This window comes from Paucibacter sp. JuS9 (assembly GCF_044043925.2).
GTDB lineage: Bacteria > Pseudomonadota > Gammaproteobacteria > Burkholderiales > Burkholderiaceae_C > JAUASW01.
The window spans coordinates 4,678,564-4,703,264 of the sequence record NZ_CP194172.1; the positions used below are offsets into that span (position 1 = coordinate 4,678,564).

Here is a 24,701-nt window from a genome sequence, read left to right on the forward strand (position 1 = left end):
TGGGTTCTCTTTCAGTTCGGTGCTTCAGACCAGGCTCAGCCAGTGGGCGTACTTCGGGTTGCGTCCGTTGACGATGTCGAAGAAGGCGGCCTGGATTTTCTCGGTGATCGGGCCGCGCGAGCCGCTACCGAGCTCGATGCGGTCCAGCTCGCGGATCGGCGTCACTTCGGCGGCCGTGCCGGTGAAGAAGGCCTCGTCGCAGATGTAGACCTCGTCGCGGGTGATGCGCTTCTCCACCAGTTTCAGGCCCAGGTCCTGGCAGATGTGGAAGATGGTGTTGCGGGTGATGCCGTTGAGTGCGCCGGCCGACAGGTCGGGCGTGTAGACCACGCCGTTCTTGATGACGAAGAGGTTTTCGCCCGCGCCCTCAGACACGAAGCCCGAAGCGTCGAGCAGCATCGCTTCGTCGTAGCCGTCGTCGGTGGCTTCCATGTTCGCCAGGATTGAGTTGGTGTAGTTGGACACCGTCTTGGCCTGCGTCATCGTGATGTTGACGTGATGGCGCGTGTAGGAGCTGGTCTTGACACGGATGCCGCGCTTCAAGCCTTCCTCGCCCAGGTAGGCGCCCCAGCTCCAGGCCGCCACCATGGCGTGGATCTTGTTGCCCTTGGGGCTGACACCGAGCTTCTCGGAGCCGATCCAGATCAAGGGGCGCAGGTAGCAGCTCTCGAGTTTGTTCTCGCGCACCACGGCCTTCTGGGCTTCCTCGACCTGTTCGATCGAGAAGGGAATCTTCATGCGCAGGATCTTGCCGCTGTTGAACAGCCGCTCGGTATGTTCCTTCAGGCGGAAGATGGCCGTGCCCTTGTCCGTCTTGTAGGCGCGCACGCCTTCGAAGGCGCCGCAGCCGTAGTGCAGCGTGTGGGTCAGGACATGGATCTTGGCATCACGCCAATCGACCAATTGGCCGTCCATCCAGATCTTGCCGTCGCGGTCTTCCATGGACATGGGTGCTACTCCTTGCTGTAGCCCGCCATTCTACGAGTGGGCAGGCCCCTCACTGCGGCTCCAGCCATAGGCGCGCTCGATGCGGGCGACCCGCAGCTCGTAGTGCTCGTACCACTGGGCTCGGCCCTGCTCGCGGATCGCCGTGTGCTCGATGTGGGTGCGCCAGGCCTGGATGGCCTCCAGGCTGGCCCAGTACGAAACCGTGATGCCCAGCCCATCAGCGCCACGTGTGCTTTCAACGCCCAGGTAACCGGGCTGCTCGGCCGCCAGTGCTGCCATGCGCTCGGCGGCTTCGGCGTAGCCAGCCGCGTCATTCTGCGTGCGCAGGCTGGTGAAGATCACGGCGTAGTAGGGGGGCTCGGGGCGGGGGGCGAAACCGGTGGGCGCGCTCATCAGCAGTCTCCTAGAACTCACGCAGTGCGGTGATCGCCTCTTCGATGCGCTCCACCGGGTAGACCTTCAGGCCTTCTATCGGCTTCTTAGGCGCATTGGCCTTGGGCACGATGGCGATGGAGAAGCCGAGCTTGGCCGCTTCCTTCAGCCGCTCCTGACCGCGCGGTGCCGGCCGCACCTCGCCGGCCAGACCCACTTCGCCAAAGGCGATGAAGCCCTTGGGCAGGGCCTTGCCGCGCAGCGAGCTCTGGATCGCCAGCATCACGGCCAGGTCGGCCGCCGGCTCGCTGATGCGCACACCGCCCACCGCGTTGACGAACACGTCCTGGTCGTTCGTCATCACGCCGGCATGGCGGTGCAGCACTGCCAAGAGCATGGCCAGCCGGTCGCGCTCCAGGCCCACCGAGAGCCGGCGCGGGTTGGGCCCGCCACCATCGACCAGCGCCTGCAGCTCCACCAGCAGCGGCCGTGTGCCTTCCAGCGTCACCAGCACGCAGGAGCCGGGCACCGGCTCGGCATGCGTGGACAGGAAGATCGCGCTCGGATTGCTGACGCCCTTGAGCCCCTTCTCGGTCATGGCGAACACGCCGATCTCGTTGACCGCGCCGAAGCGGTTCTTGATCGCGCGCACCAGGCGGTAGCTGCTGTGGGTGTCGCCCTCGAAGTACAGCACCGTGTCGACGATGTGCTCCAGCACGCGCGGCCCGGCCAGCGCGCCTTCCTTGGTGACATGGCCTACCAGCACCATCGCGCAGCCGCTGGACTTGGCGGTGCGCGTCAGTTGCGCTGCGCATTCACGCACCTGGGCCACCGAGCCCGGCGCCGAGCTGAGCTGCTCGGAATAAAGCGTCTGGATCGAGTCGATCACGCAGAAGGCTGGCTGCTCGGCCTCGATCGTCGCCATGATCTTCTCCAGGCTGATCTCGGCAAGCACGCGCACCTGCGTGCCGGCGAGTCCGAGGCGCCGCGAACGCATCGCCACCTGCGCACCGCTCTCTTCACCCGTCACATAAAGCACCTTGACGCGCTGCGAGAGCGCATCGATGGCCTGCAGGAGCAGTGTCGACTTGCCGATGCCCGGGTCGCCACCGATCAGCACCACGCCACCGGCCACGATGCCGCCGCCGAGCACTCGGTCCAGCTCGTCCTGGCCGGTGGGCGTGCGGTCAAAGTCGGTCGCCTCGATTTCACTGAGCGTGGCCACCGGCTGGCTGCGCGCCAGCGACTGGTAGCGGTTCTTGCCGGCGCCGGGCGTCTCGGCAATGCTTTCCACCAGCGTGTTCCAGGCGCCGCAATGCGGGCAGCGGCCCAGCCATTTCGGGTTGGTGCCGCCGCAATCGCTGCAGCTGTAGATCGTCTTTTCTTTGGCCATGGGCGCGATTGTCAGTGTTGCAGCAACAGCTTCATGGCATGCGGCAATGAATCCGCCGCCGGCAGCCAATGGTCGATCACCCAGCCCAGGGCCACGCCCAGCACCAGCATGGCCAGCGCGCCGCGCCAGGTGTGGCCAATCGCCGTGCCGAACCAGCCTTCGCGCTGGCGCCGGTAGGCGAAGGAGCCTGCCAGGGCGGCCAGGGCGACTTCGACGGCCACGGCCAGGAGCACGTCCACACCGAACAGCGCGAACACGCCCACGCCCAGCAGGGCCGCCAGCAGGGTGGCGATGCCTATCACTACAGCGAGCGGAATTGCGATGACGATGCCTTCGTCGGCATCGGCCAGCGCGCCGAGCGTCTTGCCGCCGGCACTGAGGCCGGACTCGACCGCGCCGTCGGTGAAGTCGCCGCTGGCGCCGCCACCGCCGAAATCGCCGCCCATGTCACTGCGGAACGCCCGCGCGGGGACGGGCACGCCATCCGCCAGATCCAGCGCGACGTCGGCCACGTCGAACGCGCCATCCGCCGGCTCGTCGTCCAGCAGCATCCGGGCCCACAGACGCAAGAGGCCCAGATAGAGCAGGTAGGTCAGGGGCAAGAGCAGCGCATAGCGCAGGGCCAGTGCTTCAAAGCCGGCCCAGCGAAGCAGGGCGCCGCCGAGCCAGAGCCCGGCCAGGGTCAGCATGGCGATCAGCATCACATGCAGGCGCAGCCAGCGGGTGGTGCGCAGCTTCATGCGGGTGTGCTGCTCCAGTGCGAGCGCCGGGTCGCGCCGCCGCGGGATCCTGTTCAAGCCCATGGTTGTCTCCCTCGGATTCCGGCCTTCGATGCCTGACTTTCTGCGTGGCCAAGGTCGCCATGCTAAAACCCTCCTTCGTCAGGGCCGCGTGGCCCTGCTGCCTTTTTGAAAGCCGCCGCCATGGACCTCTCTGTCTGGTTGACCTTTTTTGCCGCCTCCTGGGCGATCAGCCTGTCCCCCGGGGCGGGCGCCATCGCTGCCATGAGCTCGGGCCTCAATCATGGCTTTCGCCGCGGCTACTTCACCACCTTCGGCCTGATCCTGGGCATCCTCACGCAAGTCGTGCTGGTCGGCGCCGGCCTCGGCGCCCTGATCGCCGCCTCGTCCATGGGCTTTGCCATCGTCAAGTGGCTGGGCGTGGCCTATCTGGTGTGGCTGGGCATTGCGCAATGGCGCGCGCCTGCCAAGCCTATGGTGGCCGAGAGCAGCGATGCCTCGATCGTCACGCGCCGCCAGCTGGTCTTGCGTGGCTGGGCGATCAATGCGGTCAACCCCAAGGGCACGGTCTTCCTGCTGGCCGTGGTGCCGCAGTTCCTGGACCTGCATGCCGCGCTGGCGCCGCAATACCTGGTGATCGGTGCCACACTGTGCTTCACCGACCTGGTGGTGATGGCCGGCTACACGGTGCTGGCGGCCAAGGTGCTGGCCGCGCTGCGCTCGCCCTCCCACATCAAGACGATGAACCGGGTCTTCGGTTCGCTTTTCATCGCCGCCGGCGCCCTGCTGGCCACGTTCAAGCGCGCCGCCTGAACTTCCACACTTGCGGATGAGGGCCGCCTGGACTGGCGGCCTTTTTCATTTCACCAATGAGCACCTCTTCGATTTCGCCGCGCTGGCTGTTCTGGATACCGACGCTGATCTGGGCCAGCACCTGGCATGTGATCCTGTTCCAGCTCGACAGCCCGGTGCCGGTGCTCAATTCGGTCGCCTGGCGCTTCGCCCTGGCCTCGATCATGCTCTTCGCCATCGCTCGTTGGCGTGGCGAGCGTCTGATGCTGCCGCACTCGGCGCATTGGCTGGCGCTGGCCACGGGCATCGTCCAGTACTGCGGCAATTACTGGGGCGTCTATGAAGCCGAACGGCACATTCCCAGCGGCCTGGTGGCGGTGCTGTTCTGCCTGATGGTGTTCGGCAATGCCTTGTCGGGCAGCCTCTTCTTCGGTCAGCAGGTGACGCGGCGTTTCCTGCTCGCCTCCAGCGGGGCGGTGCTGGGCGTGGTCTTGATCTTCTGGCCAGAGATTGCCGCCACCGGCGAGCGGCCGACGGCTGCGCTGGGCCTGGCCCTTGGCCTTGGCGCCGTGCTGGCTGCATGCGCCGGCAATGTGCTGACCCTGACGCTGACGCGCCGCTCCTTGCCGCTCGTGCCCGTACTGGCCTGGAGCATGGGCTATGGCTCGCTGTTCGTGATGGGCCTGTCCCTGCTCACCGGGGCCGGCCTGCATTTCGACTTCAGCCCGCGCTATCTCGGCAGCCTTCTCTACCTCGCGGTGTTCGGCTCGGTGACGGCCTTCGTGCTCTTCTTCAGGCTGGCTCAGCTGGAGGGCGCGGCCCGCGCTGCGCTGACCGGTGTCGTGATCCCGGTGATCGCGCTGGCGGTGTCGGCGCTGCTGGAGGGCTGGCAGCCGACCGTGCTGGCCGTCGCCGGCATGGCCCTGTGCCTGGCTTGCGTCTATATCGCTACTCGTCCCGCACACGCCCCCGCGCGGACTTGATGCCGCTGCGCAGCGACTTGCCTTCCAGCCGCCGCTGCTGCGAGCCATAAGTGGGCTTGGTCGCCCGCCGCGCCTTGGGCGTGTGAGCCACGCTTTGCGCCAGGTCGATCAGGCGTTGCACCGCGTCGGCCCGGTTCTGTTCCTGGCTGCGCGACTCCTGCGCCTTGATCACCACCACGCCTTCGCTGGTGATGCGCTGGTCGGACAGCTTCAGCAGCCGCTCCTTGATGAGGCCGGGCAAGCTGGAGCGCTGGATGTCGAAGCGCAGATGCACGGCGCTCGAGACCTTGTTGACGTTCTGGCCGCCCGGGCCGCTGGCGCGAATGGCGCTGAAGTCCAGCTCCCAGTCGGCGGGCGTCCAGTCCAGCTTCATTCCATGCGCTCGACCGTGACTGGCACCCGCCGCGTCACGGCGCACATCAGCTCATAGCCGATGGTGCCGGCGGCCCGGGCCACCTCGTCGATGGGCAAGACCTGGCCCTTGGGGCCGCGGCCCCACAGCGTCACTTCGCTGCCCCAGCCGCTTTCCGGCAGCTCGGTCAGGTCCACCGCCAGCATGTCCATCGAGACTCGGCCGATGGTGCGCGTGCGCTGGCCGTTGACCAGCACCGGCGTGCCGGTCGGGCAATGGCGCGGGTAGCCGTCGGCATAGCCGCAGGCCACGATGCCGATGCGCATGGGCTTGTCGGCCGTGAAGGCGCTGCCGTAGCCGACCGTGTCGCCGGGCTGCAGGTTCTGGATGCCGATGATCTTCGAGCGCAGCGTCATGCCGGGCTGCAGGTCCCAGGCCTCGGGCTGGCGCTCGGGATAGTCTGGCACGCCGCCGTAGCTCATGATGCCGGCGCGCACCCAGTCGCCGTTGGCGCGCGCCGCATGGCGCAAGGTGGCCGCGCTGTTGCAGACCGAGCGCTCGCCCGGCAGGTCCGAGCAGGCGGCCTCGAAGGCGGCGAGCTGATGAGCGATGCCGTCCTGGCCGAAGCGCGTGGCGTCGGCATCGGAGAAGTGGGTCATCAGGGAGATCTCGTCGACCTGGGGCAGGGCGTTCAGCCGCGTCCAGGCCGCGCGGAAGGCGGCCGGCGTGAATCCGAGGCGGTTCATGCCGCTGTTGAGCTTCAGGAAGACGCGGTGCGGCTCGTGTGTCTTGTGCATGGCCAGCCAGTCGATCTGCTGCTCGCAGTGCACGGCATGCCAGAGGTGCAGGCGCGAGCAGAGCTCGAGGTCGCGGGTTTCGAAGCAGCCTTCGAGCAGGAGGATGGGCCCGCGCCAGCCGAGATTGCGCACGCGCTGGGCTTCGTCCAGGTCGATCAGTGCAAAGCCGTCAGCCCCGCGCAGGCCATCGAATACGTTCTCGATGCCGTGGCCATAGGCGTTGGCCTTGACCACGGCCCAGACCCGGGCGTCCGGCGCGGCGGCGCGGGCGCGGGCCAGGTTGTGGGCCAGGGCGGACTGGTGGATCAGGGCTTCTATCGGACGGGGCATGTCCTGGATTGTTGCACCGCGAGGAAGGCGCACGGCTGCGCCCGATTGAAGCGGCGGGCCCGCCTGATTGCGGGGCTCCCAACCGTCCCACCTAAGGGGGGCATGCTATAAACCCGCTGCTGTGCGAGGCCCCGAAATGGTGTTTCGGCAGCGACGCGATCGAGAGAGCTTGTGCCCACCGGGTGCAGGGCAGACCCCCGCAGTTATCGATGGGTAAATGAAAAAAGGCTTCTACACCATCATGTCAGCGCAGTTCTTCAGCTCGCTGGCTGATCAGGCATTGCTGGTCGGAGCCATCGAACTGCTGAAGAGCACCCAGGCACCCGCCTGGCAGATTCCGGCCCTGGGGCCGATGTTTGCGCTTTTCTATGTGCTCCTGGCGCCCTTTGTGGGCGCGTTCGCCGATGCCGTGCCCAAAGGCAAGGTCATGTTCTATTCGAACACGATCAAGGTGGCGGGCTGTCTGATGATGCTCCTGGGCATGCATCCGCTGCTGGCCTATTCGGTCGTGGGCCTGGGGGCTGCGGCCTATTCGCCCGCCAAGTACGGCATCCTCACCGAACTCTTGCCACCCTCGCAACTGGTCAAGGCCAATGGCTGGATCGAGGGCCTGACGATCGCCTCCATCATTCTGGGCATCCTGTTGGGCGGCCAGCTGGTCGGGCCGCAGCTCTCGCCCATGCTGCTGGGCGTCGACATCCCGTTCTTCGATTCCGGCATAGACACCGCGCCCGAAGCCGCCATCTGCAGCCTGATTCTGCTGTACCTGGTGGCGGCCGTCTTCAATCTCTACATCCCGCGCACCGAGACGCCGCTGCAGCCACTGTCCAACAGCCCGCTGGAGCTGGTGCGCGACTTCGCTTCCTGCAACTCGCGCCTGTGGCAGGACAAGCTGGGCCAGATCTCGCTGGCCACGACCACGCTGTTCTGGGGTGTGTCGGGCAATCTGCGCATCATCCTGTTCCCCTGGGCCGCGGCAGCGCTGGGCTACAGCACCACGCAGGCCTCCAACCTCGGCGGCGTGGTGGCCATCGGCACCGCAGCCGGCGCCGTGGTGGCTTCGGTCTACATGCGGCTGGACAAGGCCACCTCGGTGATCCCCCTGGGCATCGCCATGGGCCTCCTGGTGATGGGCCTGAACGTGGCGACCAATATCTGGGTGGCCATTCCCTTCCTGATCTTCCTGGGCCTGGTGGGCGGCTACCTGGTCGTGCCGATGAATGCGCTCCTGCAGCACCGCGGCCACAACCTGATGGGTGCCGGCCGCTCGATTGCGGTGCAGAACTTCAACGAGCAGGCCTGCATCCTGGCGCTCGGCGCGCTCTACACCGGCATGACCAAGGGCGGCATGTCGGCCTTTGCCGCCATTGCGGTGTTCGGCCTGATCGTGGCCGGCACCATGTGGCTGATCCGCCGCTGGCACATCAGCAACTGCGCCAAGCATCCGCAAGAGCTGGCGCGGCTGATGGAGCTGGCCCGCTCGGACGGCGGCCACTGAAGCGGGAGCGAGTCGAGTGCCTGCGCACTCGGCGACGCCAGCTGAAGGCCTTGCCGCCTGCATGCGGCAAGGCTGAGCCTCATCTATCTCAGGCGGGTGAGGCGCCTCGCCGCCCCGGCGCCGGTGGCGGCTTGACCGGCTTGTTGAATACCGCGTCGATGGCATCCGACCAGGCGCGGCCGATCTTGAAGCTGCCGCTGTGGTTCAGATGGATCTCGTTGTGCCAGTCGCCGCTGATGCCGGTGGAACCCGGTGCGGCCAGGGCGAGGGGTACGGCCGTGCTGTCGAACACATGCAGGCCGGGGAAGTTCTCCTTGTCGGCCGCCAGGCTCTTCAAGAGCTGGGCCAGGTGCATCACCATCAGGCGGCTGACGGCCAACCAGTCGGCCGCAGGCACGGCATAGGCCTTCAGCGTCGGGTAGAGCCAGGGGCCGCGGCCATCGGCGGCGGCGGCCGGGCGTGGCAGCGGCACGGCGTAGCAATGCAGGAAGATCGGCTTGCCGGCGCTGGGACCTTGCTCGCGCAAGGTCAGCAGATGGCGCAGATTGGTCTTCAGGTACTCGGCAAAGGTTGCCCAGCCGGGCTCGGAGAAGTAGCGGGCCACGCCAGCGGACGGCGGGCCCCATTCGGTCTGGCGTCGCAGCAGGCGCTTTTCCAGCGGCACGGCGCTGCCGTCCTCCAGATGCGCCGGCGTTTGTGCGGCGGCAATCACGTCGTTGCCACCGACCGACAGCAGGATGCCGTCCCATACGGGCGCGTCGGCTGCGGTGAGCAGGCGAACGAACTCGGGCGCCGACTCCAGGTCGACCATGTGCGACAGCGCATCGCCGCTGCCCGCGCAGTTCACGGCCACGGCCGGCTGCTTGAACATCAGCTCCTGCAGCAGGCTGCCATGGGCTTGTGCCGCGGCAACCGAGAACCAGGAATCGCCTTGCGCCAAGAGGCGCCAGCGTTGGCCTTCAAGAAGGGCCGGTTTGGAGCGCAAATCGTCGGGCGAGAAACAGGCCAGGTGATCCAAGAGCGGGCTCCATATCGCAAAACTATCGAGACTGGGCGGGGGATTGGGCGGCGCCCCGATTGGAAGGCTTAGCCCCTTGGGCGCGCCAGGGGTAAAACCCTGGCGCATGTTGTCTGGTCTGACCGCGCTTTGCCAGAGCCTGTTGAGGGGGACAACACCAAGTGTTGCAGCCACCCAACCCGGGCTAGCATCGCCGCTTCATTCACTGGAGCAGCGCATGGCTCAGAGCCTCTACGACTTTCAGGCCCTGTCGATCGAGGGCAAGCCGGCCGACCTGGCCAGCCAGCGTGGCAAGGTCCTCCTGATCGTCAACACGGCCAGCGCCTGCGGCTTCACGCCGCAGTTCAAGGGCCTGGAGCAGCTGTGGAAAGACTATGCGGCGCGCGGTCTGGTGGTGATCGGCTTCCCGAGCAACGAGTTCGGCGGCCAGGACCCGGGCAGCAACGGCGAGATTGCCTCGTTCTGCGAGCTGAACTACGGCGTGTCGTTCCCGATGATGGCCAAGGTCAAGGTGAACGGCAAAGACGCGCACCCGCTGTGGCAATGGCTCAAGGGTGAGAAGCCGGGCATCCTGGGCACCGAGGCGATCAAGTGGAATTTCACCAAGTTCCTGGTCGGCCGCAACGGCCAGGTCATCAAGCGCTATGCGCCCAACGATGAGCCCGAGAAAATGCGAGCGGACATTGAGGCCGCTTTGGCGGCCTGACCTCTTACTTGATCAAGCGGATCGCGAACGGATAGCGGTAGTGCTCGCCGTTGCTGGCCTTGACGGCGGCGACGATGCACAGCACCAGGTTCACCAGGCCGACCACCCAGAACAGCAGGATGCCGATCAGGATCACGGTCAGCACGGCGCAGACGAAGTAGGCGATGAAGATCGTCAACTGGAAGTTCAGCGCTTCCTTGGCCTGGTCGGTGGCAAAGGCGCCGTCGGGCTCGCTCTTCTTGATCAGATAGATGATCAGAGGCGCCACCCAGCTGGTGAACAGGCCGCCGATATGGGCCAGGATGGCCATGGTGCGGTCGTTGCTGTTCGAGGTGGTGACGTCGTTCATGGGGTGGTGCTCCGGGGATGGCTTGTTGGGCGGCAGTGTCGGACCGGGGATGTGATCCGTCATTGGCGCAAACCCCCGTGCCGGGCATCGCTCCATGCCGGATTGGCTGCACGGCTTCACGGCCAACGCGCTTAGGCTGCGGGGCATGAAACCCAGCCCCTCGCTCGCTGCGCAGTTCCGCCACTTTGCAACGCATGAATGCCCGCACGACCCGCTCTACCAGGCGATTTGCAGCAGCGTGGCCGAGTCGCCGGCGCTGCTGGCCTTGATGGAGCATGCGCCGCCCACGCAGCAAAAGCCGGTGCTGCTGCTGGCGAGCCTGCACGAGCGGATCCTGAGCGGCGCCGATCATGCGCTGGCGGCCTACTACCCGAGCGTCGGCGGTACGCGGGCGCCAGATCCGGACCTGCTGCCGGCGCTGCTGGATTTCGTCGATCAGGAGCGGGCTGGCCTGCTCGAATCGCTGCGCCGTCGCAGCACGCAGACGAACGAGATCGGCCGCTGCGCCGCGCTCTGGCCCGCGCTGCAGGCGATAGCCGCGCAATCGGGTAGGCAGGACCTGGCGCTGTTCGACTTCGGCTGCAGCGCCGGGCTGAACCTGGGCGTTGATCAGTACCGCTACGACTACGGCTCCTGCCAGCGAGGTGCTGCGGCCGAACCCGGCCGGCCTTTGATCCATTGCGAGTGGCGGGGCGATGCGCCGCTGCCGCGCGAGGCCGCGGGCTTTCGACTGGTCGAGCGCATGGGCATGGATCCGTCGGCCATCGCCCTGGGCGACGAAGACGCGGTGCGCTGGCTGCGCGCCTGCGTGTGGCCAAGCGAACGCGAGCGCGCCCTGCGCCTGGACCAGGCCATCAAGCTCGCTCGCGTCGCAGCTCATCGCGTGCAGAAGGCTGCCTCGGGCCTGGACCTCTTGCGGGAATGGCTTGATCAACTGCCGCCTGGCGTGCAGCCGGTGCTGTTCAACAGCTGGGTGCTCTTCTACTTCAGCGCAGAAGATTTGCAGCGGCATGTCGAAGCCGTCGCCGCCCTGGTGCGCGGGCGTGGCCTCATCTGGCTCAATGCCGAACTGCCGGGCTCGCATGCACCGGGCCTGGCCAGGCCGGCCCCGCTGGCAGACGAAGCCAGCGCCACGCTATGGAACCTGCAATGGGCCGAGGCCGGGGAGCTGCAGCATCGCGCCCTGGCCTGGTCGCATCCGCATGGTCGCTGGCTGCAGTGGCTCGCGCCCTGAATGGCTCCCTATACTGCGGCGGCCGTGCGCTGGTCGCACCGAGTGACGAAGAGCCGAGGAGGAGCCGCCATGCTCATGACGAAGTCCCGCTGCATTCTTGCCGCCGCGCTGGTGGCCGCCCCACTGGCCAGCCAGGCCGATACCCTGTCCGAGCTGCGCGCCCAGTTGGCCAAGCCGGCCCTCAGCCCCTTGAAGGCGACCATCGAGGTCAAGTCGCTCAACCGCAATGGCGAAGGCAAGGACCTGGAGGAGTCGGTCGGTGAGGCTGCGGTGCAGGTCGAAGACGGCCCGCAAGGCCTGCGCGTGGCCTTTGCCCGCGAGCTCCTGCAGAAGGCCGAGGCCGAGGAGCAGGCCAAGGCCGCCGATCCCAAGTCCAAGACGCCGGCTTCGAGCGGCATGGGGAGGCTGTCGCCGGCTTCGCTGCGCGAGCTGCTCAACCCGGCCGCCCGCTTGAGCCGCCTGCTGCACCGCGCCAAGCTCAAGGGCGAGAAGGCCGACAGCTGGCAGGGCAAGCCGGCGACGCTGCTGAGCTTCGAGCTCGAGAAGCCAAAGATGAGCGGCCAGTTTGCAGATGCCGTCAAGAAATACGCCGCCACGCTGGAGCTGTGGGTCGGCCCGCAAGGCCTGCCGCTGGCGGCCAAGACCCGGGAGTCGGTATCAGGCCGTGCCTTCCTGGTCTTCAGTTTCGAGCAGCAAAGCGAAGACGAGCATCACTACGGCTTGCAGGCCGACCGCCTGGTGCTGCTCAAGAGCGAATCACGCAACCAGGGTTCGGGCACGGTCGGCAAGAACGAGGCCCGCACGACCCATGTGCTCAAGCTTCAGTCCTGAGCTGAAGCGGCTCAGGCGTAGATCTCGGCCTCGGGGTCGGTGACCTCGAGTTCGTAGCTGGCCGCCAGCATGGCCAGGCGGGCGATCACGCCGTACATATAGAAGCGGTTGGGCGCACTGACGCCCGGTTTCTCGCCGGGCTTGGGCAGTTGCGAGCTCTCGGCAAAAGCCAGGGGCACGAAGCTGGCACCGGGGGCGTTCAGGTTCTCGTCGACGCCGCGCTCGGCATGCACGCGGTAGAAGCCGCCCACGACGTAACGGTCCATCATGTAGACAACCGGCTCGGCCACGGCATCGTTCACGCGTTCATTGGTCGGCACGCCTTCCTGGATGATGACCTCGGAGACCTCCTGGCCGTCCTTGATCACGCTCATCTTGTTGCGGGCCTTGCGGTTCAGCGCTTCCAGGTCCTTGGCGTCGCGCACGGTCATGATGCCCATGCCGTAGGTGCCGGCATCGGCCTTGACGATGACGAAGGGCTTGTCCTGGATGCCGTATTCCTTGTACTTGCGGCGGATCTTGGTGAGCAGCGCGTCGGTCTGCGACTGCAGGGCCTCGATGCCGGTGCCGTCGGCGAAATTCAGCTCACCGGCGCCGGCAAATATCGGGTCGATCAGCCACGGGTCCATGCCCAGCAGCTTGGCGAACTTCTTGGCCACATTGCTGTAGGCGGCGAAATGCTTGGTCTTGCGGCGCACGGCCCAGCCGGCATGCAGCGGCGGCAGCAGGTATTGCTCGTGCAGGTTCTCCAGCACGCTGGGAATGCCGGCCGAGAGGTCGTTGTTCAGCAGCACGGTGCAAGGATCGAAGTCCTTGAGCATCACGCGGCCGCGGTTGCGGATCAGCGGCTCGACCGTCAGCGTCGTGCCGTCGGCCAGGTTGAGCGGCGTCGGCTCGGTGATGGTTTCGTCCAGCGTGCCCAGGCGCACGTTCAGGCCGGCCTGCGTGAAGATGCGGACCAGGGTGGCGACATTGCTCAGGTAGAAGGTGTTGCGCGTGTGCTTTTCAGGCACCAGCAGGAGGTTCTTGGCTTCAGGGCAGATCTTTTCGATGGCTGCCATTGCCGCCTGTACGGCCAGCGGCAGCATCTCGGGCGTCAGGTTGTTGAAGCCGCCGGGATAGAGATTGGTGTCCACCGGTGCCAGCTTGAAGCCGGCATTGCGCACGTCCACCGAGGTGTAGAAGGGCGGCGTGTGTTCCATCCATTCCAGGCGGAACCATCGTTCGATGGCCGGCATCGACTCCAGGATGCGCTGCTCCAGCTCGTTGATCGGACCATTCAGAGCGGTGATGAGGTGGGGGACCATGGCGTGCGGCTTCTTGGAGCTGGGTGTCGGCTCATTCTAGGGACTGGCGCAGATAGGGGCACAAGTCAGGGAATCAAGGCCCGGGTCCGGCGGGGCGATCCGCTGACGCAAAGAAAAGAGCCGCCCGAAGGCGGCTCTTGAGCGATCTCAAGCCCTTTGGCGGGCTTGCTTGTAGATCATTTGTGATAGGCCGTCTCGCCGTGCGAGGTGATGTCCAGGCCTTCGCGTTCGTCTTCCTCGCTGACCCGCAGGCCCAGCACCAGGTCGACGATCTTGTAGGCGATCACGGAGACCACGCCGGACCAGACGATGGTCACGCCGATGGCCTTGGCCTGCGTCAGCACTTGCGCGCCGATGCTGTAGGCGTCCGGGGCAATCATGGCCACCGTGACCCAGTCGCCGACGGCGCTCGGGCCGCCCAGGGCGGGCGAGTTGAACACGCCGGTCAGCAGGGCGCCGACGATGCCGCCGACACCGTGGACGCCGAACACGTCCAGCGAGTCGTCCGCACCGATCAGCTTCTTCAGGCCGGTGACACCCCACAGGCAGGCGAAGCCGGCGACGAAGCCGATGACCAGGCCACCACCGATGCCGACGTTGCCGGCTGCCGGCGTGATCGCCACCAGGCCAGCCACTGCACCCGAGGCTGCACCCAGCATCGAAGCCTTGCCCTTCATCAGCGCTTCACCGATGCACCAGGCCAGCACGGCGGCAGCCGTGGCAGCGAAGGTGTTGATGAAGGCCAGGGCAGCGAAGCCGTTGGCTTCCAGTGCCGAGCCGGCGTTGAAGCCGAACCAGCCCACCCACAGCAGCGAGGCACCGACCATGGTCAGCGTCAGGCTGTGAGGCGTGAACGCCTCCTTGCCGTAGCCGACGCGCTTGCCGATCATGAAGGCGCCCACCAGGCCAGCCACAGCGGCGTTGATGTGCACCACCGTGCCGCCGGCGAAGTCCAGCGCGCCCCATTGCCAGATCATGCCGGCCTTGGCGTTCATCTCATCGACCACGGCGGCGCTGGTGTAGGCGTCCGGGCCCGCCCAGAACCAGACCATGTGGGCAATCGGCAGGTAGCTGAAGGTGAACCACAGGGCCAGGAAGAGCAGGGCGGCCGAGAACTTGATGCGTTCGGCGAAGGCACCGACGATCAGGCAGGCCGTGATGCCGGCGAAGGTGGCCTGGAAGGCGGCGAACACCATCTCGTACATTGGCACACCCTTGCTGAAGGTGGCGCCAGTGGCGAAGGTGCCGGCGACGTTGTCCCAGAGGCCCTTCATGAACAGCCGGTCGGTGCCGCCGATGAACTGGTTGCCCTCGGTGAACGCGAAGCTGTAGCCGTAGAGCACCCACAGCACGACGATCAGCGAGAACGCGACCATCACCTGCATCAGCACCGACAGCATGTTCTTGCTGCGGACCAGGCCGCCATAGAACAGCGCCAGGCCCGGCACCGTCATCAGGATGACGAGCAGGGTCGAGAGCAGCATCCAGCCGGTGTCGCCCTTGTTGGGCACGGGTGCCGGTGCGGCGGCCGAAGCCGCTTCAGCGGGAGCCGAGGCGGCCGGTGCGGCTGCAGATGCCGCGTCAGCAGCAGCAACGACTGCCGAAGCAGCCACGGGAGCCGAAGCGGCCTGATCCTGGGCCCAGGCGGCGGGCGCGAAGACCGCAGCGGCCAGGGCCAGGGAGGCGAGAAGTTTCTTCATCGTTTGTTCTCCAACAGGCTTCTTGTTGTCAAAGAGCGTCCGTGCCGGTCTCGCCGGTACGGATGCGCACGACCTGGTCCAGCGGCGAGACAAAGATCTTGCCGTCGCCGATCTTGCCGGTGCGGGCCGAGGACTCGATGGCCTCGATCACCTGCTCCACCACGTCGTCGGCCACCGCCGCTTCGATCTTCACCTTGGGCAGGAAATCGACGACGTATTCGGCGCCGCGGTACAGCTCGGTATGGCCTTTCTGGCGGCCGAAGCCCTTGACCTCGGTGACGGTCAGGCCCTGCACGCCGATGGCGCTGAGGGCTTCGCGCACTTCGTCAAGCTTGAAGGGCTTGATGACGGCGGTGATCAGTTTCATGGTGGGTTACTCCGTGCGTGCGACGTGCGCTTGTTTCTTCAGAAGCTCTTCTTGAGCGACAGGACCAGGCCGGCCTTGCCCAGGTTCTTGGACGAGGGGCCGCCGACATAGGCGTCGGTATCGGTGCCGATGACGGCGCCCGAGACCACCAGGCCGCTGAAGTCCTTGGACAGGGCGAGGCTGTAGTCGGTGTAGCTGTACGTCTTGTTGTGACGCACTTCCTGGCGGCCCAGGTGCGGGGTGAGCATCAGGCCGTCGCCGAGGTCGAAGCTGGCGCTCAGGTCGAGGTAGAGGCTGCCCTTGCTGTTGGCGAAGCCGAACAGATTGCTGGTGCTGTACGACAGCTTGCCCGTGACCGGGCCGGCGGTCAGGGCACCGTAGAGCTCCAGCGTGTTGGCGCTGGGGTTCAGCTTGTTCTTGCTGTAGTAGTACTGCAGCACGCCGACGTCCAGCAGCAGGTCCTTGGAGACTTCGGTCTTGTAGCCGGCGTAGACGTCGACTTCGGCCGGGGCATCGCCGCCCGCGTCCTTGATCCACTTGATCGTGGAGCCCCAGGCGCCGATGTAGAAGCCGCTCGGCGAAGCGTAATCGGCACCGCCCTGCAGGGCCGGCTTCAGGCGGGTCTGCGAAATGCCGCGATAGCGGTAGTCGGTGGTGACACTGACATTGAAGGACAAGGGATCGACCGGTGCGGCTGCTTCCTGGGCAAAAGCGGGCAGGGCAGCGGAAAGGGCCAGGGCCAGGGTGGCAAGTTGTTGCTTCATTCGCAGGACTCCTTGATTGGGGGAATGGGTCAGGATGGCAAACAGGATTTCAAGCCAGCTCTTGCAGCTTCCGTGCCAGCACCGGTTTGGTCCGTTCCAGGGGCTGTGCCCCGGGGAAGGCAGGGCTCACGTGCCGTATCGGCTGGTCGCGGTGCACCACAATGGCTCATTTGCGCCGCTTGCGCCAGTCTGGTGCGCGCCCCACAAGCGTGCGGATGGGGTCGGGACGGCAAGGGCTTGCGCCGGGTTAGCATCGGCCGCGATACGAACATCCGGAGGTCATTCTTGAGCCAGCGATCTCGTGCCACCTTGCGGGTGGCCACCGCCTTCTTCCTCTCCGGCTTTGCGGCGCTGGTCTACCAACTGGCCTGGCAACGCCTGCTCTTCGTGGTGATCGGGGTCGACATCGAGTCGGTGACCATCGTGGTCTCGACCTTCATGCTGGGCCTGGGTCTCGGTGCCCTGCTGGGCGGTGCGCTGGCTGATCGCTGGCCGGCCCGCATCCTCCTGGCCTTTTGCCTGTTCGAGGGCGCGATCGCGGCCTATGGCCTGGTCAGCGTGGACCTGCTGCAGGCTTGCGCAGCCCTGTTCGCCGGGCTGTCGAGGCCGGCGGCGGCGGCCCTGAGCTTTGCCCTGCTCCTCTTGCCCACCGTCTGCATGGGCGCGACGCTGCCAATGCTGGTCGCTCATGCCTGGCGGAGCTCGGGCAATGTGGGCGTGTCCACGGGCACGCTGTATTTCATCAACACCCTGGGCGCGGCCACTGGCGCGCTGGCCATTGGCTTCTTCCTGCTGTATTGGCTGGACCTGCGTCAGGCCGTCTGGTTGGCGGCCGCGCTCAATGCCGCAGCAAGCCTGATCGTTGCCAGCGCTCTGCGCGGGAGGGCCGCGGCATGAACGAGAACCAAACCGGGCTGCGCCGTCTGGCCCTGGCCTTGTCCTTCAGCGTCGGCCTGCTGTCGCTGAGCCAGGAAATCCTCTGGGTCCGGCTGCTCTCCTTCGGGCAGCAGGGGCGACCCCAGGCCTTCGCCATCGTGCTGGCGGCCTTTCTGCTGGGCATCTCCATTGGTGCCGTCGTCGGGCGGCGCATCTGTGCGAACAGTCCAGCCGTGCTGGCTTCGGCGGCACGGGCGCTGTGCTGGGCCGCGGCGCTGGACCTGGTCGCCCTGCAACTGATGGCGCCGTTGCTTGGCAATTCGCCAATTCGCCTGGCCGGCCTGGTGTTGATGATCGCGGTGACCGCAGGCGCCAAGGGCGTTCTGTTCCCCATCGTCCATCACCTCGGCTCCGCGACGGCCGAAGCTGACCTCGGTCGCTCGGTGTCGCGTGTCTATCTGGCCAATGTCATGGGCTCGGCACTTGGCCCCCTGATCACCGGCTTCTGGCTGCTGGATGTGCTGCGGGTCGAGAGCGTCTGGGCGCTGGTGTGTGGCGCGACGGCGCTGCTGGGCTTGTTGACGCTCGCTGCAACGCCGCAGCGGCGCGTCAGCTGGTTCGCCATGCCGGCGGCGTTGCTGGCGCTGGGCCTGGTCCTGGTCGTGCACCCCCTGGTCGTCATCGACAAGGTCGCCGAGCCCTGGCAGGGCGACGCACCCTTGGCGCACCTGATCCAGAACAAGCACGGCATCCTGCATGTCACCCACGGCGACGACAGCGACACCACCTATGGTGGCAACGCCTATGACGGCCGCATCAATGTCGACATGGCACAGAACTCGAACGGACTGGACCGTGCCTACCTGATGGCGCTGCTGCACAACAAGCCTCGCCGGGTGCTCGTGATCGGCCTGTCCACCGGGGCCTGGACCGAGGTCATCCTGGGCTTTCCAGGTGTCGAGCAGGTTGACGTGGTGGAGATCAACCCGGGCTACCGCGAAATGATCTCGCGCTATCCGGCGGTGGCGCCGCTCCTGAGCGACCCACGCGTGCGCCTGCACATCGACGATGGCCGGCGCTGGCTGCGAGCGCATCCGCAGGCGCAGTACGACCTGATTTTCCAGAACACCACCTTCCACTGGCGCGCGTACACGACGCTCCTGCTGTCGCACGAGTACCTGAGCGAGCTGGGCAGGCATCTGGCGCCCGGTGGCGTTGCGGCCATGAACACCACCAGCAGCCGCGATGCGTATGCCACGGCGCTGGCCGTATTTCCGCACGTCATCCGCTACGGCAACTTCGCCTACATGAGCGCCGCTGCGCTGCAACGCCGGCCCGATGCAGAGGCCGTCCTGCGTGCCTGCCGCACCGGCGGTAAGCCAAGCTTTGGCGAAGCCTTGTTCACCAAGCCTCACGTGGCCTGGAAGCTCTTGAATGAACCCCTGCAGCCGGCAGCGGAGTACCTTCAGGCCAACGCCGGTGCGGTGCCGCCGATGGTGATCACGGATCTGAACATGATCAGCGAATACCGCCATGGGCAGCCGCCGCTGTTCGGCCTGCTGGCACCCCTGCTGCCGCCAACGCCGTAGCACAATCGCCGGCATTTGCTAACTCACAAGGGGAGCGTCCATGTCATTGGCCGTGATCCACAGCCGCGCGCTCGACGGCCTGGCCGCGGCGCCGGTCAGTGTCGAAGTGCATCTGGCCAACGGCCTGCCCAGCTTCACCCTGGTGGGCCTGGCCGATACCGAGGTCAAGGAAGCGCGTGAGCGGGTGCGGGCCGCCTTGCAGAGCAGTGGCCTGGCCTTTCCCCATGACAAGCGGATCACGGTCAATCTGGCGCCCGCCGACCTGCCCAAGGAGGGCGCACGCTTCGACCTGCCGATTGCGCTGGGCATCCTGGCGGCCAGTGGCCAGCTCGATGCAAGCCGGCTCGATGGATTCGAATGCGCCGGTGAGCTCTCGCTGGCCGGGCATCTGCGCCCGGTGCGCGGCGCGCTGGCCATGGCGCTGGCCTTGCGGCGCGAGGCTTCGCCGCGGCGCCTGCTCTTGCCAGTGGCCAGTGCGGCGGAGGCATCGCTGGTCGAAGGCGTGGACGTGCGAGAGGCGGCGCATCTGCTCGACCTGGTGGCCTGCCTGCTGCCGGCTGCTGAGCAGCAGCTTCCCCGCGCCCAGGCGGCGCCCCGGCAGGCGGCGGAGCCAGGCCCGGACCTGCGTGACATCAAGGGCCAGGCCGCGCCCAAGCGGGCGCTGGAGATCGCCGCGGCTGGCGAGCTGAGCCTGCTCTTGATTGGCCCGCCGGGCAGCGGCAAGTCGATGCTGGCCCAGCGTCTGCCCGGCTTGCTGCCGCCGCTGGATGATGAGGAGGCGCTGGAATCGGCTGCCGTGCTCAGCCTGGCCGGCGCCTTCGTGCCAGCGCGTTGGGGGCGTCGCTCGTTCAGGTCGCCGCATCACAGTGCTTCCAGTGTGGCGCTGGTGGGCGGTGGTTCGCCGCCGCGGCCGGGCGAGATTTCCCTGGCACAGCACGGCGTGCTCTTCCTGGATGAATTCCCCGAATTTCAAAGGACGGCCCTTGAGGCCTTGCGCGAGCCCCTGGAAACAGGGCGCATCCTGATTGCCCGCGCGGCCCGACATGCGGAGTTCCCGGCCCGCTTCCAGCTGGTGGCGGCGATGAACCCCTGCCCGTGCGGCCATCATGGCAGCCAGGTGCAGGCCTGCCGCTGCACGCCGGAACAGGTGAGCCGCTACCAAGGCCGACTCAGCGGGCCGCTGCTGGACCGCATCGACCTGCGCATCGAGGTGCCGGCGGTGGCGCCGGCCTCGATGGCCAGCGCGGCAGGAGGCCAAAGCAGCGCCGAGGTTGCCGCCCGCGTCGCCGCGGCGCGGGCGCGTGCCCTGCATCGCCAGGGCTGCAGCAACGCCCGCCTGGCGGCCCAGGCGCTGGACCAGCATGCGCAGCTGGGCGCGGCCGAGGCGCGCTTCCTGGACAAGACGGCCACCAGCCTCGGCTGGTCGGCGCGCAGCTACCACCGCGTGTTGCGAGTGGCCCGGACCGTGGCGGACCTGGCCGATGAAACCCTGATCACGACCGGCCATCTGGCCGAGGCAGTGCAACTGCGGCGCGGCTTTCCTGTAGCCTGATGGCATGAGCGACAACGATCTCTTCGTCCCGGCCACCGCGCCGCTCGCACCTGCCTCGGTCGAGGCCTGGTGCTTTGCCTTCGTCGATGGCCAGCTGCTGCTGCAGGAGGGCCAGGTCTTGCGCCCCAGCGAGCCGCCAGCTGCGGCGCCGCGCCACTACCTGGGCCGGCTGGGTGCGCTGGACAGCTGGACCATGCGGCTGGACGAAGTTCCAAGTGGCTGGGAAGCGCATCCCTTGCGCGCCGCGATGCGGGTCCTGCCCGAGCCGCTGATGGCCCTGGCTTCGCGGGCCGCACAGGTGCTGGAATGGGACCGTGCGCACGCCTTCTGCGGTGTCTGCGGCACCCCGACGGTGCCGGTACCGAACGAGCGCGCGCGGCGTTGCCCGTCCTGCCAGCACACGGTCTACCCGCGCATCAATCCAGCCATGATGGCCTTGATCTGGCGCGGCCGCGAGCTGCTGCTGGCCCGATCGCCCGGCTACACGCCCGGCTCATACAGCGCGCTGGCGGGCTTTGTCGAGGCGGGTGAGTCGCTGGAAGAGTGCGTGCACCGCGAGGTGGCCGAGGAGGTGGGCGTACGAGTGCAAGGCCTGCGCTACTACGGCAGCCAGAGCTGGCCTTTTCCGCACAGCCTGATGGTGGCCTACACGGCCGAATGGGTGGGTGGCGAGATCGTGCCCCAGCCAGGCGAGATCGAGGATGCCCGCTGGTTCGACATCGACGAGCTGCCCGGCATTCCGCCGCGCTTCAGCATCTCCGGCCACCTGATCCGCGACACGGCGGACTGGCTGCGCTCAAGGGGCTGAGCGCTCAGGCAGCGTGCGCCGCTTCAGCGGCGCAGCAGCTGTCCCTGGCGCAGTTCGACCACGTCGCCGGCCTGCAGGTTTGGGTTGCTGGCCTGCTCGCGCGTCTGTGTCGTACCGTCATCGGCTTGCAGCTTGACCACCCAGACCTTGTGCGTGTTGCGGCGCTTCTCGATCTCGTTGCCGGCATAGCCGCCGGCAACGGCGCCACCCACGGTGGCGAGCTTCTTGCCGTTGCCGCCGCCGATCTGGTTGCCGATCAGGCCGCCGATGACGGCCCCACCGACGACGCCCACGCCGCTGGTCTTGCTGGTGCGCTCCTCGGTGTGCACTTCCACGACGCGCAGGCAGCCCTTGCACAGATCGGCCTTGGCCGCCGGGGCCGAGGGCTTGGCGGGCGCCGCCTCGCTGTCATCGGTCGCCGCCTGTGGCCCCGGTGGCGTGCTGCTGCTGCTGTTCATCTTGCCCAGCGCGAAGGCGCCGCCGAGCAAGCCGCCGGCGATGGCGATGGAGGCAATGGTCTGGCTGGCAGTGAGGGGGAACTTCATGGGCTGGGCCTCTCGTTATCAGAACTACGGCCGAAAGCTTGTCACGCTGCGAGCGCCGGTGGCGCCGCAGCGGGCTTGGAGATGCAAGAGGATGTGACTAGCCGAGCAGCGGCGCGAGCGCCCGCTCGGCATCGCGCTGGTCCAGCGCCATGCGAGCGGCCCAATCCTGCACCTGGTCGTCGCCGATGCGGCCGACATTGAAGTAACTCGCCTCGGGGTGCGCCATGTAGAAGCCCGACACACTGGCAGCGGGCGTCATGGCCATGCTGTCAGTCAGGCCCATGCCGATCTCTTCCGGCGTCAAGACGCGGAACATCTCGGCCTTGACCAGATGGTCGGGGCAGGCCGGGTAGCCGGGCGCCGGGCGGATGCCGCGGTACTTCTCGGCGATCAGGTCTTCGTTGGACAGCGCTTCATCGGACGCATAGGCCCAGAACTCGGTGCGCACGCGCTGGTGCAGGCGTTCGGCCAGCGCTTCGGCCAGGCGGTCGGCCAGGGCCTTCAGCATGATGGCCGAGTAGTCGTCATGATCGGCCAGGAACTGCGCTTCCTTCTTGTCGCAGCCGATGCCGGCGGTAACGGCGAACATGCCGATGTAATCAGGCACGCTGCCTTTGGCAGCGATGTAGTCGGACAGGCAGCGGTTGGGGCGCATCTCGCCGTCCACCACCGGGCGCTCCGACTGCATGCGCAGGCCGCGCCAGGTCATCAATACCTCGCTGCGGCTCTCGTCCTTGTAGATCTCGATATCGTCGTCATTCACCTGCGCGGCCGGGTAGAGGCCCAGCACCGCATTGGCGGTCAGCCAGCGGCCTTCGATCAGGCGCTGCAGCATGCGCTTGCCGTCGCTGAACACGCGTTGTGCCTCGGTGCCGACGACTTCATCCTTCAGGATGGCGGGAAAAGGGCCGGCCAGGTCCCAGGTCTGGAAGAACGGGCCCCAATCGATGTGTTGCGCCAGCTCGGCCAGGTCGTAGTTCTTGAAGACGCGACGGCCGATGAATTTCGGCGCCGGCGGTTGGTAGCCCGCCCAGTCGACCTTGGTCTTGTTGGCGCGCGCGGCGGCCAGCGTGACCAGCGGCGTCTGCTTCTTGTTGGCGTGAAGCTCGCGCACCTTGTCGTAGTCGGCCTTGAGCTCGGCGATGAAGCGCGCGGCGCGCTCGTCGCTCAGGAGCTCTGAGCAGACGCCCACCGAGCGTGAGGCGTCCGGCACATAGACCACCGGGCCTTCGTAGTGCGGCGAGATCTTCACGGCCGTGTGAACGCGGCTGCAGGTGGCACCGCCGATCAGCAGCGGAATCTTCTTCATGCGGAAGTAGTCGTCGCGCTGCATCTCGGCCGCCACATGCTGCATCTCTTCGAGGCTCGGCGTGATCAGGCCGGAGAGGCCGATGATGTCGGCGCCCTCGACCTTGGCCTTGGCCAGGATGTCCTGGCACGGGACCATCACGCCCATGTTGACGACCTCGTAGTTGTTGCACTGCAGGACCACGGTGACGATGTTCTTGCCGATGTCGTGCACGTCACCCTTGACGGTGGCGATGACGATCTTGCCCTTGGGTTTCACGTCGCCGCCGGCCGCTTCGAGCTGGCGCTTTTCTTCCTCGATGTAGGGAATCAGGTGGGCCACGGCGGACTTCATCACACGCGCGCTCTTCACCACTTGCGGCAGGAACATCTTGCCCTGGCCGAACAGGTCGCCCACGATATTCATGCCGGCCATCAGCGGGCCTTCGATCACGTGCAACGGCCGGCCACCGGTGGCCTTGATTGCCTGCCAGCATTCCTCGGTGTCTTCGGTGATGAAGTCGGTGATGCCATGCACAAGCGCATGCGAGAGCCGCGCATTCACGTCGCCAGCGCGCCAGGCCAAACGGGCCGAATCGTCCTTGGCGGCGCCTTTGGCGCTTTCGGCCACTTCGATCAGGCGCTCGCCACTGTCCGGGCGGCGGTTCAGCACCACGTCTTCCACGCGCTCGCGCAGCACCGGCTCCAGTTCGTCGTACACGCCCACCATGCCGGCGTTGACGATGCCCATGTCCATGCCGGCTTGAATAGCGTGATACAGGAAGACGGTGTGGATGGCCTCGCGAACCGGGTCGTTGCCGCGGAAGCTGAACGACACGTTGGAGACGCCGCCCGAGACCTTGGCGCCGGGCAGGTTCTGCTTGATCCAGCGCGTGGCATTGATGAAGTCGACCGCGTAGTTGTCGTGCTCCTCGATGCCGGTGGCGATGGCGAAGATGTTGGGGTCGAAGATGATGTCCTCGGGGTCGAAGCCGACTTCGTCCACGAGGATCTTGTAGGCGCGCTCGCAGATCTCGATCTTGCGCTCGAAGGTGTCGGCCTGGCCCTTCTCGTCGAAGGCCATCACCACGGCGGCGGCGCCGTAGCGGCGCACCAGATTGGCCTGGCGGCGGAACTCGGCCTCGCCCTCCTTCATCGAGATCGAGTTGACGATGCCCTTGCCCTGGATGCACTTGAGGCCGGCTTCGATCACGTCCCACTTGGACGAGTCGATCATGATGGGCACGCGGGCGATCTCGGGCTCGGAGGCGATCAGGTTCAGGAAGCGCACCATGGCCGCCTTGCTGTCCAGCATGGCCTCGTCCATGTTCACGTCGATGACCTGCGCGCCGTTCTCGACCTGCTGGCGGGCCACGGCCAGCGCTTCCTCGAACTGGCCGGCCAGGATCATGCGGGCAAAGGCCTTGGAGCCGGTGACGTTGGTGCGCTCGCCGATGTTGACGAACAGGCTGCCTTCGCCGATCAGCACCGGCTCAAGCCCGGAGAGCTTCATCGGTGCGGGGCGGGTGGCGGTGGATGCGGTCATGGCGGCCTCAGGAGCTT

At 66.8% G+C, this 24,701-nt stretch carries 24 protein-coding genes; 10 read left to right on the forward strand and 14 right to left on the reverse strand.

Features of this window, described 5'->3' with window-relative positions; genetic code table 11:
• Nucleotides 1–24: 24 nt before the first annotated feature.
• Genes ABT392_RS20860 through ABT392_RS20875 form a run of 4 tightly spaced genes read right to left on the reverse strand, consistent with a single transcriptional unit; the run spans nt 25 to nt 3,516 of the window.
• Nucleotides 25–948 carry a branched-chain amino acid transaminase gene (locus ABT392_RS20860; protein WP_395384674.1) on the reverse strand — a complete coding sequence of 308 codons (924 nt, stop codon included), beginning with the start codon at nt 946–948 and terminating at the stop codon, nt 25–27.
• Nucleotides 949–978: 30 nt separating this feature from the next.
• Nucleotides 979–1,341, reverse strand: a complete 363-nt coding sequence (locus ABT392_RS20865) for an antibiotic biosynthesis monooxygenase family protein (protein WP_334277716.1) — start codon at nt 1,339–1,341, stop codon at nt 979–981.
• A 10-nt stretch (nt 1,342–1,351) separates the two neighbouring features.
• Nucleotides 1,352–2,713, reverse strand: coding sequence for a DNA repair protein RadA (radA, locus tag ABT392_RS20870; RefSeq protein ID WP_395384673.1), 1,362 nt, complete (start codon nt 2,711–2,713; stop codon nt 1,352–1,354).
• A gap of 11 nt (nt 2,714–2,724) precedes the next feature.
• Nucleotides 2,725–3,516, reverse strand: coding sequence for a hypothetical protein (locus ABT392_RS20875; protein WP_395384672.1), 792 nt, complete (start codon nt 3,514–3,516; stop codon nt 2,725–2,727).
• 120 nt (nt 3,517–3,636) lie between these two features.
• Here ABT392_RS20875 and ABT392_RS20880 point away from each other — a divergent pair, with 120 nt between their 5' ends.
• Together ABT392_RS20880 and ABT392_RS20885 are read left to right on the forward strand one after the other, a co-directional pair.
• Complete coding sequence (locus tag ABT392_RS20880) at nt 3,637–4,266, forward strand: LysE family transporter (RefSeq protein ID WP_395384671.1); 630 nt, start codon at nt 3,637–3,639, stop codon at nt 4,264–4,266.
• A gap of 56 nt (nt 4,267–4,322) precedes the next feature.
• Nucleotides 4,323–5,228, forward strand: a complete 906-nt coding sequence (locus ABT392_RS20885; RefSeq protein ID WP_395384670.1) for a DMT family transporter — start codon at nt 4,323–4,325, stop codon at nt 5,226–5,228.
• On the opposite strand, the gene arfB is transcribed toward ABT392_RS20885, so the two are convergent.
• Both arfB and alr read right to left on the reverse strand, forming a co-directional pair.
• Nucleotides 5,194–5,601: an alternative ribosome rescue aminoacyl-tRNA hydrolase ArfB gene (arfB, locus tag ABT392_RS20890; RefSeq protein ID WP_395384669.1), complete on the reverse strand. Its 408-nt coding sequence runs from the start codon at nt 5,599–5,601 to the stop codon at nt 5,194–5,196. The two genes, ABT392_RS20885 and arfB, sit on opposite strands and share 35 nt — an antisense overlap.
• Nucleotides 5,598–6,707 carry an alanine racemase gene (gene alr, locus ABT392_RS20895; RefSeq protein WP_334277710.1) on the reverse strand — a complete coding sequence of 370 codons (1,110 nt, stop codon included), beginning with the start codon at nt 6,705–6,707 and terminating at the stop codon, nt 5,598–5,600. The genes arfB and alr overlap by 4 nt, the downstream gene beginning before the upstream one ends.
• Nucleotides 6,708–6,924: 217 nt before the next feature.
• On the opposite strand from alr, the gene lplT reads away from it, so the two are divergent.
• A complete protein-coding gene (gene lplT, locus ABT392_RS20900) occupies nt 6,925–8,205 on the forward strand; it encodes a lysophospholipid transporter LplT (protein WP_334277709.1) in 1,281 nt (426 codons plus the stop codon).
• An 88-nt stretch (nt 8,206–8,293) separates the two neighbouring features.
• On the opposite strand, the gene ABT392_RS20905 is transcribed toward lplT, so the two are convergent.
• Entirely contained in the window at nt 8,294–9,223 is a 930-nt protein-coding gene (locus ABT392_RS20905) for a hypothetical protein (protein ID WP_395384668.1), read from the reverse strand.
• Nucleotides 9,224–9,440: 217 nt separating this feature from the next.
• On the opposite strand from ABT392_RS20905, the gene ABT392_RS20910 reads away from it, so the two are divergent.
• On the forward strand, nt 9,441–9,929 hold the full coding sequence (locus ABT392_RS20910; RefSeq protein WP_395384667.1) for a glutathione peroxidase: 489 nt from the start codon (nt 9,441–9,443) through the stop codon (nt 9,927–9,929).
• Nucleotides 9,930–9,933: 4 nt separating this feature from the next.
• Here ABT392_RS20910 and ABT392_RS20915 read toward each other — a convergent pair whose 3' ends face one another.
• A complete protein-coding gene (locus ABT392_RS20915) occupies nt 9,934–10,278 on the reverse strand; it encodes a DUF4870 domain-containing protein (protein ID WP_395384666.1) in 345 nt (114 codons plus the stop codon).
• Between the two features lie 145 nt (nt 10,279–10,423).
• Between ABT392_RS20915 and ABT392_RS20920 the strand changes: the two genes are divergently transcribed.
• Nucleotides 10,424–11,512, forward strand: a complete 1,089-nt coding sequence (locus ABT392_RS20920) for a DUF2332 domain-containing protein (RefSeq protein WP_395384665.1) — start codon at nt 10,424–10,426, stop codon at nt 11,510–11,512.
• 69 nt (nt 11,513–11,581) lie between these two features.
• On the forward strand, nt 11,582–12,343 hold the full coding sequence (locus ABT392_RS20925; RefSeq protein WP_395384664.1) for a hypothetical protein: 762 nt from the start codon (nt 11,582–11,584) through the stop codon (nt 12,341–12,343).
• Nucleotides 12,344–12,354: 11 nt separating this feature from the next.
• Here the strand turns inward: ABT392_RS20925 and gshA are convergent, their stop codons facing one another.
• From gshA to ABT392_RS20945, 4 genes are all read right to left on the reverse strand, one after another.
• Nucleotides 12,355–13,650 carry a glutamate--cysteine ligase gene (gene gshA, locus ABT392_RS20930; RefSeq protein WP_395384663.1) on the reverse strand — a complete coding sequence of 432 codons (1,296 nt, stop codon included), beginning with the start codon at nt 13,648–13,650 and terminating at the stop codon, nt 12,355–12,357.
• A gap of 176 nt (nt 13,651–13,826) precedes the next feature.
• Nucleotides 13,827–15,350, reverse strand: coding sequence for an ammonium transporter (amt, locus tag ABT392_RS20935; protein ID WP_395384662.1), 1,524 nt, complete (start codon nt 15,348–15,350; stop codon nt 13,827–13,829).
• Nucleotides 15,351–15,378: 28 nt separating this feature from the next.
• Complete coding sequence (gene glnK / locus ABT392_RS20940; protein ID WP_282827551.1) at nt 15,379–15,717, reverse strand: P-II family nitrogen regulator; 339 nt, start codon at nt 15,715–15,717, stop codon at nt 15,379–15,381.
• Between the two features lie 38 nt (nt 15,718–15,755).
• Complete coding sequence (locus tag ABT392_RS20945) at nt 15,756–16,481, reverse strand: TorF family putative porin (RefSeq protein WP_395384661.1); 726 nt, start codon at nt 16,479–16,481, stop codon at nt 15,756–15,758.
• Nucleotides 16,482–16,766: 285 nt separating this feature from the next.
• Here ABT392_RS20945 and ABT392_RS20950 point away from each other — a divergent pair, with 285 nt between their 5' ends.
• From ABT392_RS20950 to nudC, 4 genes are read left to right on the forward strand one after another with little or no spacing between them, the layout of a single operon-like run.
• On the forward strand, nt 16,767–17,378 hold the full coding sequence (locus tag ABT392_RS20950; RefSeq protein WP_395384660.1) for a fused MFS/spermidine synthase: 612 nt from the start codon (nt 16,767–16,769) through the stop codon (nt 17,376–17,378).
• Nucleotides 17,375–18,946 carry a spermine/spermidine synthase domain-containing protein gene (locus ABT392_RS20955; protein ID WP_334277699.1) on the forward strand — a complete coding sequence of 524 codons (1,572 nt, stop codon included), beginning with the start codon at nt 17,375–17,377 and terminating at the stop codon, nt 18,944–18,946. Before ABT392_RS20950 ends, ABT392_RS20955 begins: the two co-directional genes overlap by 4 nt.
• A 40-nt stretch (nt 18,947–18,986) precedes the next feature.
• Complete coding sequence (locus tag ABT392_RS20960; protein WP_395384659.1) at nt 18,987–20,498, forward strand: YifB family Mg chelatase-like AAA ATPase; 1,512 nt, start codon at nt 18,987–18,989, stop codon at nt 20,496–20,498.
• Between the two features lie 4 nt (nt 20,499–20,502).
• Nucleotides 20,503–21,306: an NAD(+) diphosphatase gene (gene nudC, locus ABT392_RS20965; RefSeq protein WP_395384658.1), complete on the forward strand. Its 804-nt coding sequence runs from the start codon at nt 20,503–20,505 to the stop codon at nt 21,304–21,306.
• A 23-nt stretch (nt 21,307–21,329) separates the two neighbouring features.
• Here the strand turns inward: nudC and ABT392_RS20970 are convergent, their stop codons facing one another.
• On the reverse strand, nt 21,330–21,851 hold the full coding sequence (locus ABT392_RS20970; protein WP_395384657.1) for a glycine zipper 2TM domain-containing protein: 522 nt from the start codon (nt 21,849–21,851) through the stop codon (nt 21,330–21,332).
• Nucleotides 21,852–21,948: 97 nt separating this feature from the next.
• Nucleotides 21,949–24,684 (reverse strand): methionine synthase, encoded by a 2,736-nt coding sequence (gene metH, locus ABT392_RS20975; protein ID WP_395384656.1) that lies wholly within the window; start codon nt 24,682–24,684, stop codon nt 21,949–21,951.
• Between the last annotated feature and the right edge of the window lie 17 nt (nt 24,685–24,701).

What these genes read in the sequence shown, in the direction of transcription:
- ABT392_RS20875 (WP_395384672.1), bottom strand. Translation starts at nt 3,516, where the DNA reads ATGGGCTTGAACAGGATCCCGCGGCGGCGCGACCCGGCGCTCGCACTG.
- ABT392_RS20880 (WP_395384671.1), top strand. Translation starts at nt 3,637, where the DNA reads ATGGACCTCTCTGTCTGGTTGACCTTTTTTGCCGCCTCCTGGGCGATC.
- ABT392_RS20945 (WP_395384661.1), bottom strand. Translation starts at nt 16,481, where the DNA reads ATGAAGCAACAACTTGCCACCCTGGCCCTGGCCCTTTCCGCTGCCCTG.
- radA (WP_395384673.1), bottom strand. Translation starts at nt 2,713, where the DNA reads ATGGCCAAAGAAAAGACGATCTACAGCTGCAGCGATTGCGGCGGCACC.
- gshA (WP_395384663.1), bottom strand. Translation starts at nt 13,650, where the DNA reads ATGGTCCCCCACCTCATCACCGCTCTGAATGGTCCGATCAACGAGCTG.
- ABT392_RS20925 (WP_395384664.1), top strand. Translation starts at nt 11,582, where the DNA reads ATGCTCATGACGAAGTCCCGCTGCATTCTTGCCGCCGCGCTGGTGGCC.
- ABT392_RS20910 (WP_395384667.1), top strand. Translation starts at nt 9,441, where the DNA reads ATGGCTCAGAGCCTCTACGACTTTCAGGCCCTGTCGATCGAGGGCAAG.
- ABT392_RS20960 (WP_395384659.1), top strand. Translation starts at nt 18,987, where the DNA reads ATGTCATTGGCCGTGATCCACAGCCGCGCGCTCGACGGCCTGGCCGCG.
- ABT392_RS20915 (WP_395384666.1), bottom strand. Translation starts at nt 10,278, where the DNA reads ATGAACGACGTCACCACCTCGAACAGCAACGACCGCACCATGGCCATC.
- arfB (WP_395384669.1), bottom strand. Translation starts at nt 5,601, where the DNA reads ATGAAGCTGGACTGGACGCCCGCCGACTGGGAGCTGGACTTCAGCGCC.
- ABT392_RS20885 (WP_395384670.1), top strand. Translation starts at nt 4,323, where the DNA reads ATGAGCACCTCTTCGATTTCGCCGCGCTGGCTGTTCTGGATACCGACG.
- amt (WP_395384662.1), bottom strand. Translation starts at nt 15,350, where the DNA reads ATGAAGAAACTTCTCGCCTCCCTGGCCCTGGCCGCTGCGGTCTTCGCG.
- alr (WP_334277710.1), bottom strand. Translation starts at nt 6,707, where the DNA reads ATGCCCCGTCCGATAGAAGCCCTGATCCACCAGTCCGCCCTGGCCCAC.
- ABT392_RS20955 (WP_334277699.1), top strand. Translation starts at nt 17,375, where the DNA reads ATGAACGAGAACCAAACCGGGCTGCGCCGTCTGGCCCTGGCCTTGTCC.
- glnK (WP_282827551.1), bottom strand. Translation starts at nt 15,717, where the DNA reads ATGAAACTGATCACCGCCGTCATCAAGCCCTTCAAGCTTGACGAAGTG.
- ABT392_RS20920 (WP_395384665.1), top strand. Translation starts at nt 10,424, where the DNA reads ATGAAACCCAGCCCCTCGCTCGCTGCGCAGTTCCGCCACTTTGCAACG.
- metH (WP_395384656.1), bottom strand. Translation starts at nt 24,684, where the DNA reads ATGACCGCATCCACCGCCACCCGCCCCGCACCGATGAAGCTCTCCGGG.
- ABT392_RS20970 (WP_395384657.1), bottom strand. Translation starts at nt 21,851, where the DNA reads ATGAAGTTCCCCCTCACTGCCAGCCAGACCATTGCCTCCATCGCCATC.
- ABT392_RS20865 (WP_334277716.1), bottom strand. Translation starts at nt 1,341, where the DNA reads ATGAGCGCGCCCACCGGTTTCGCCCCCCGCCCCGAGCCCCCCTACTAC.
- lplT (WP_334277709.1), top strand. Translation starts at nt 6,925, where the DNA reads ATGAAAAAAGGCTTCTACACCATCATGTCAGCGCAGTTCTTCAGCTCG.
- nudC (WP_395384658.1), top strand. Translation starts at nt 20,503, where the DNA reads ATGAGCGACAACGATCTCTTCGTCCCGGCCACCGCGCCGCTCGCACCT.
- ABT392_RS20860 (WP_395384674.1), bottom strand. Translation starts at nt 948, where the DNA reads ATGTCCATGGAAGACCGCGACGGCAAGATCTGGATGGACGGCCAATTG.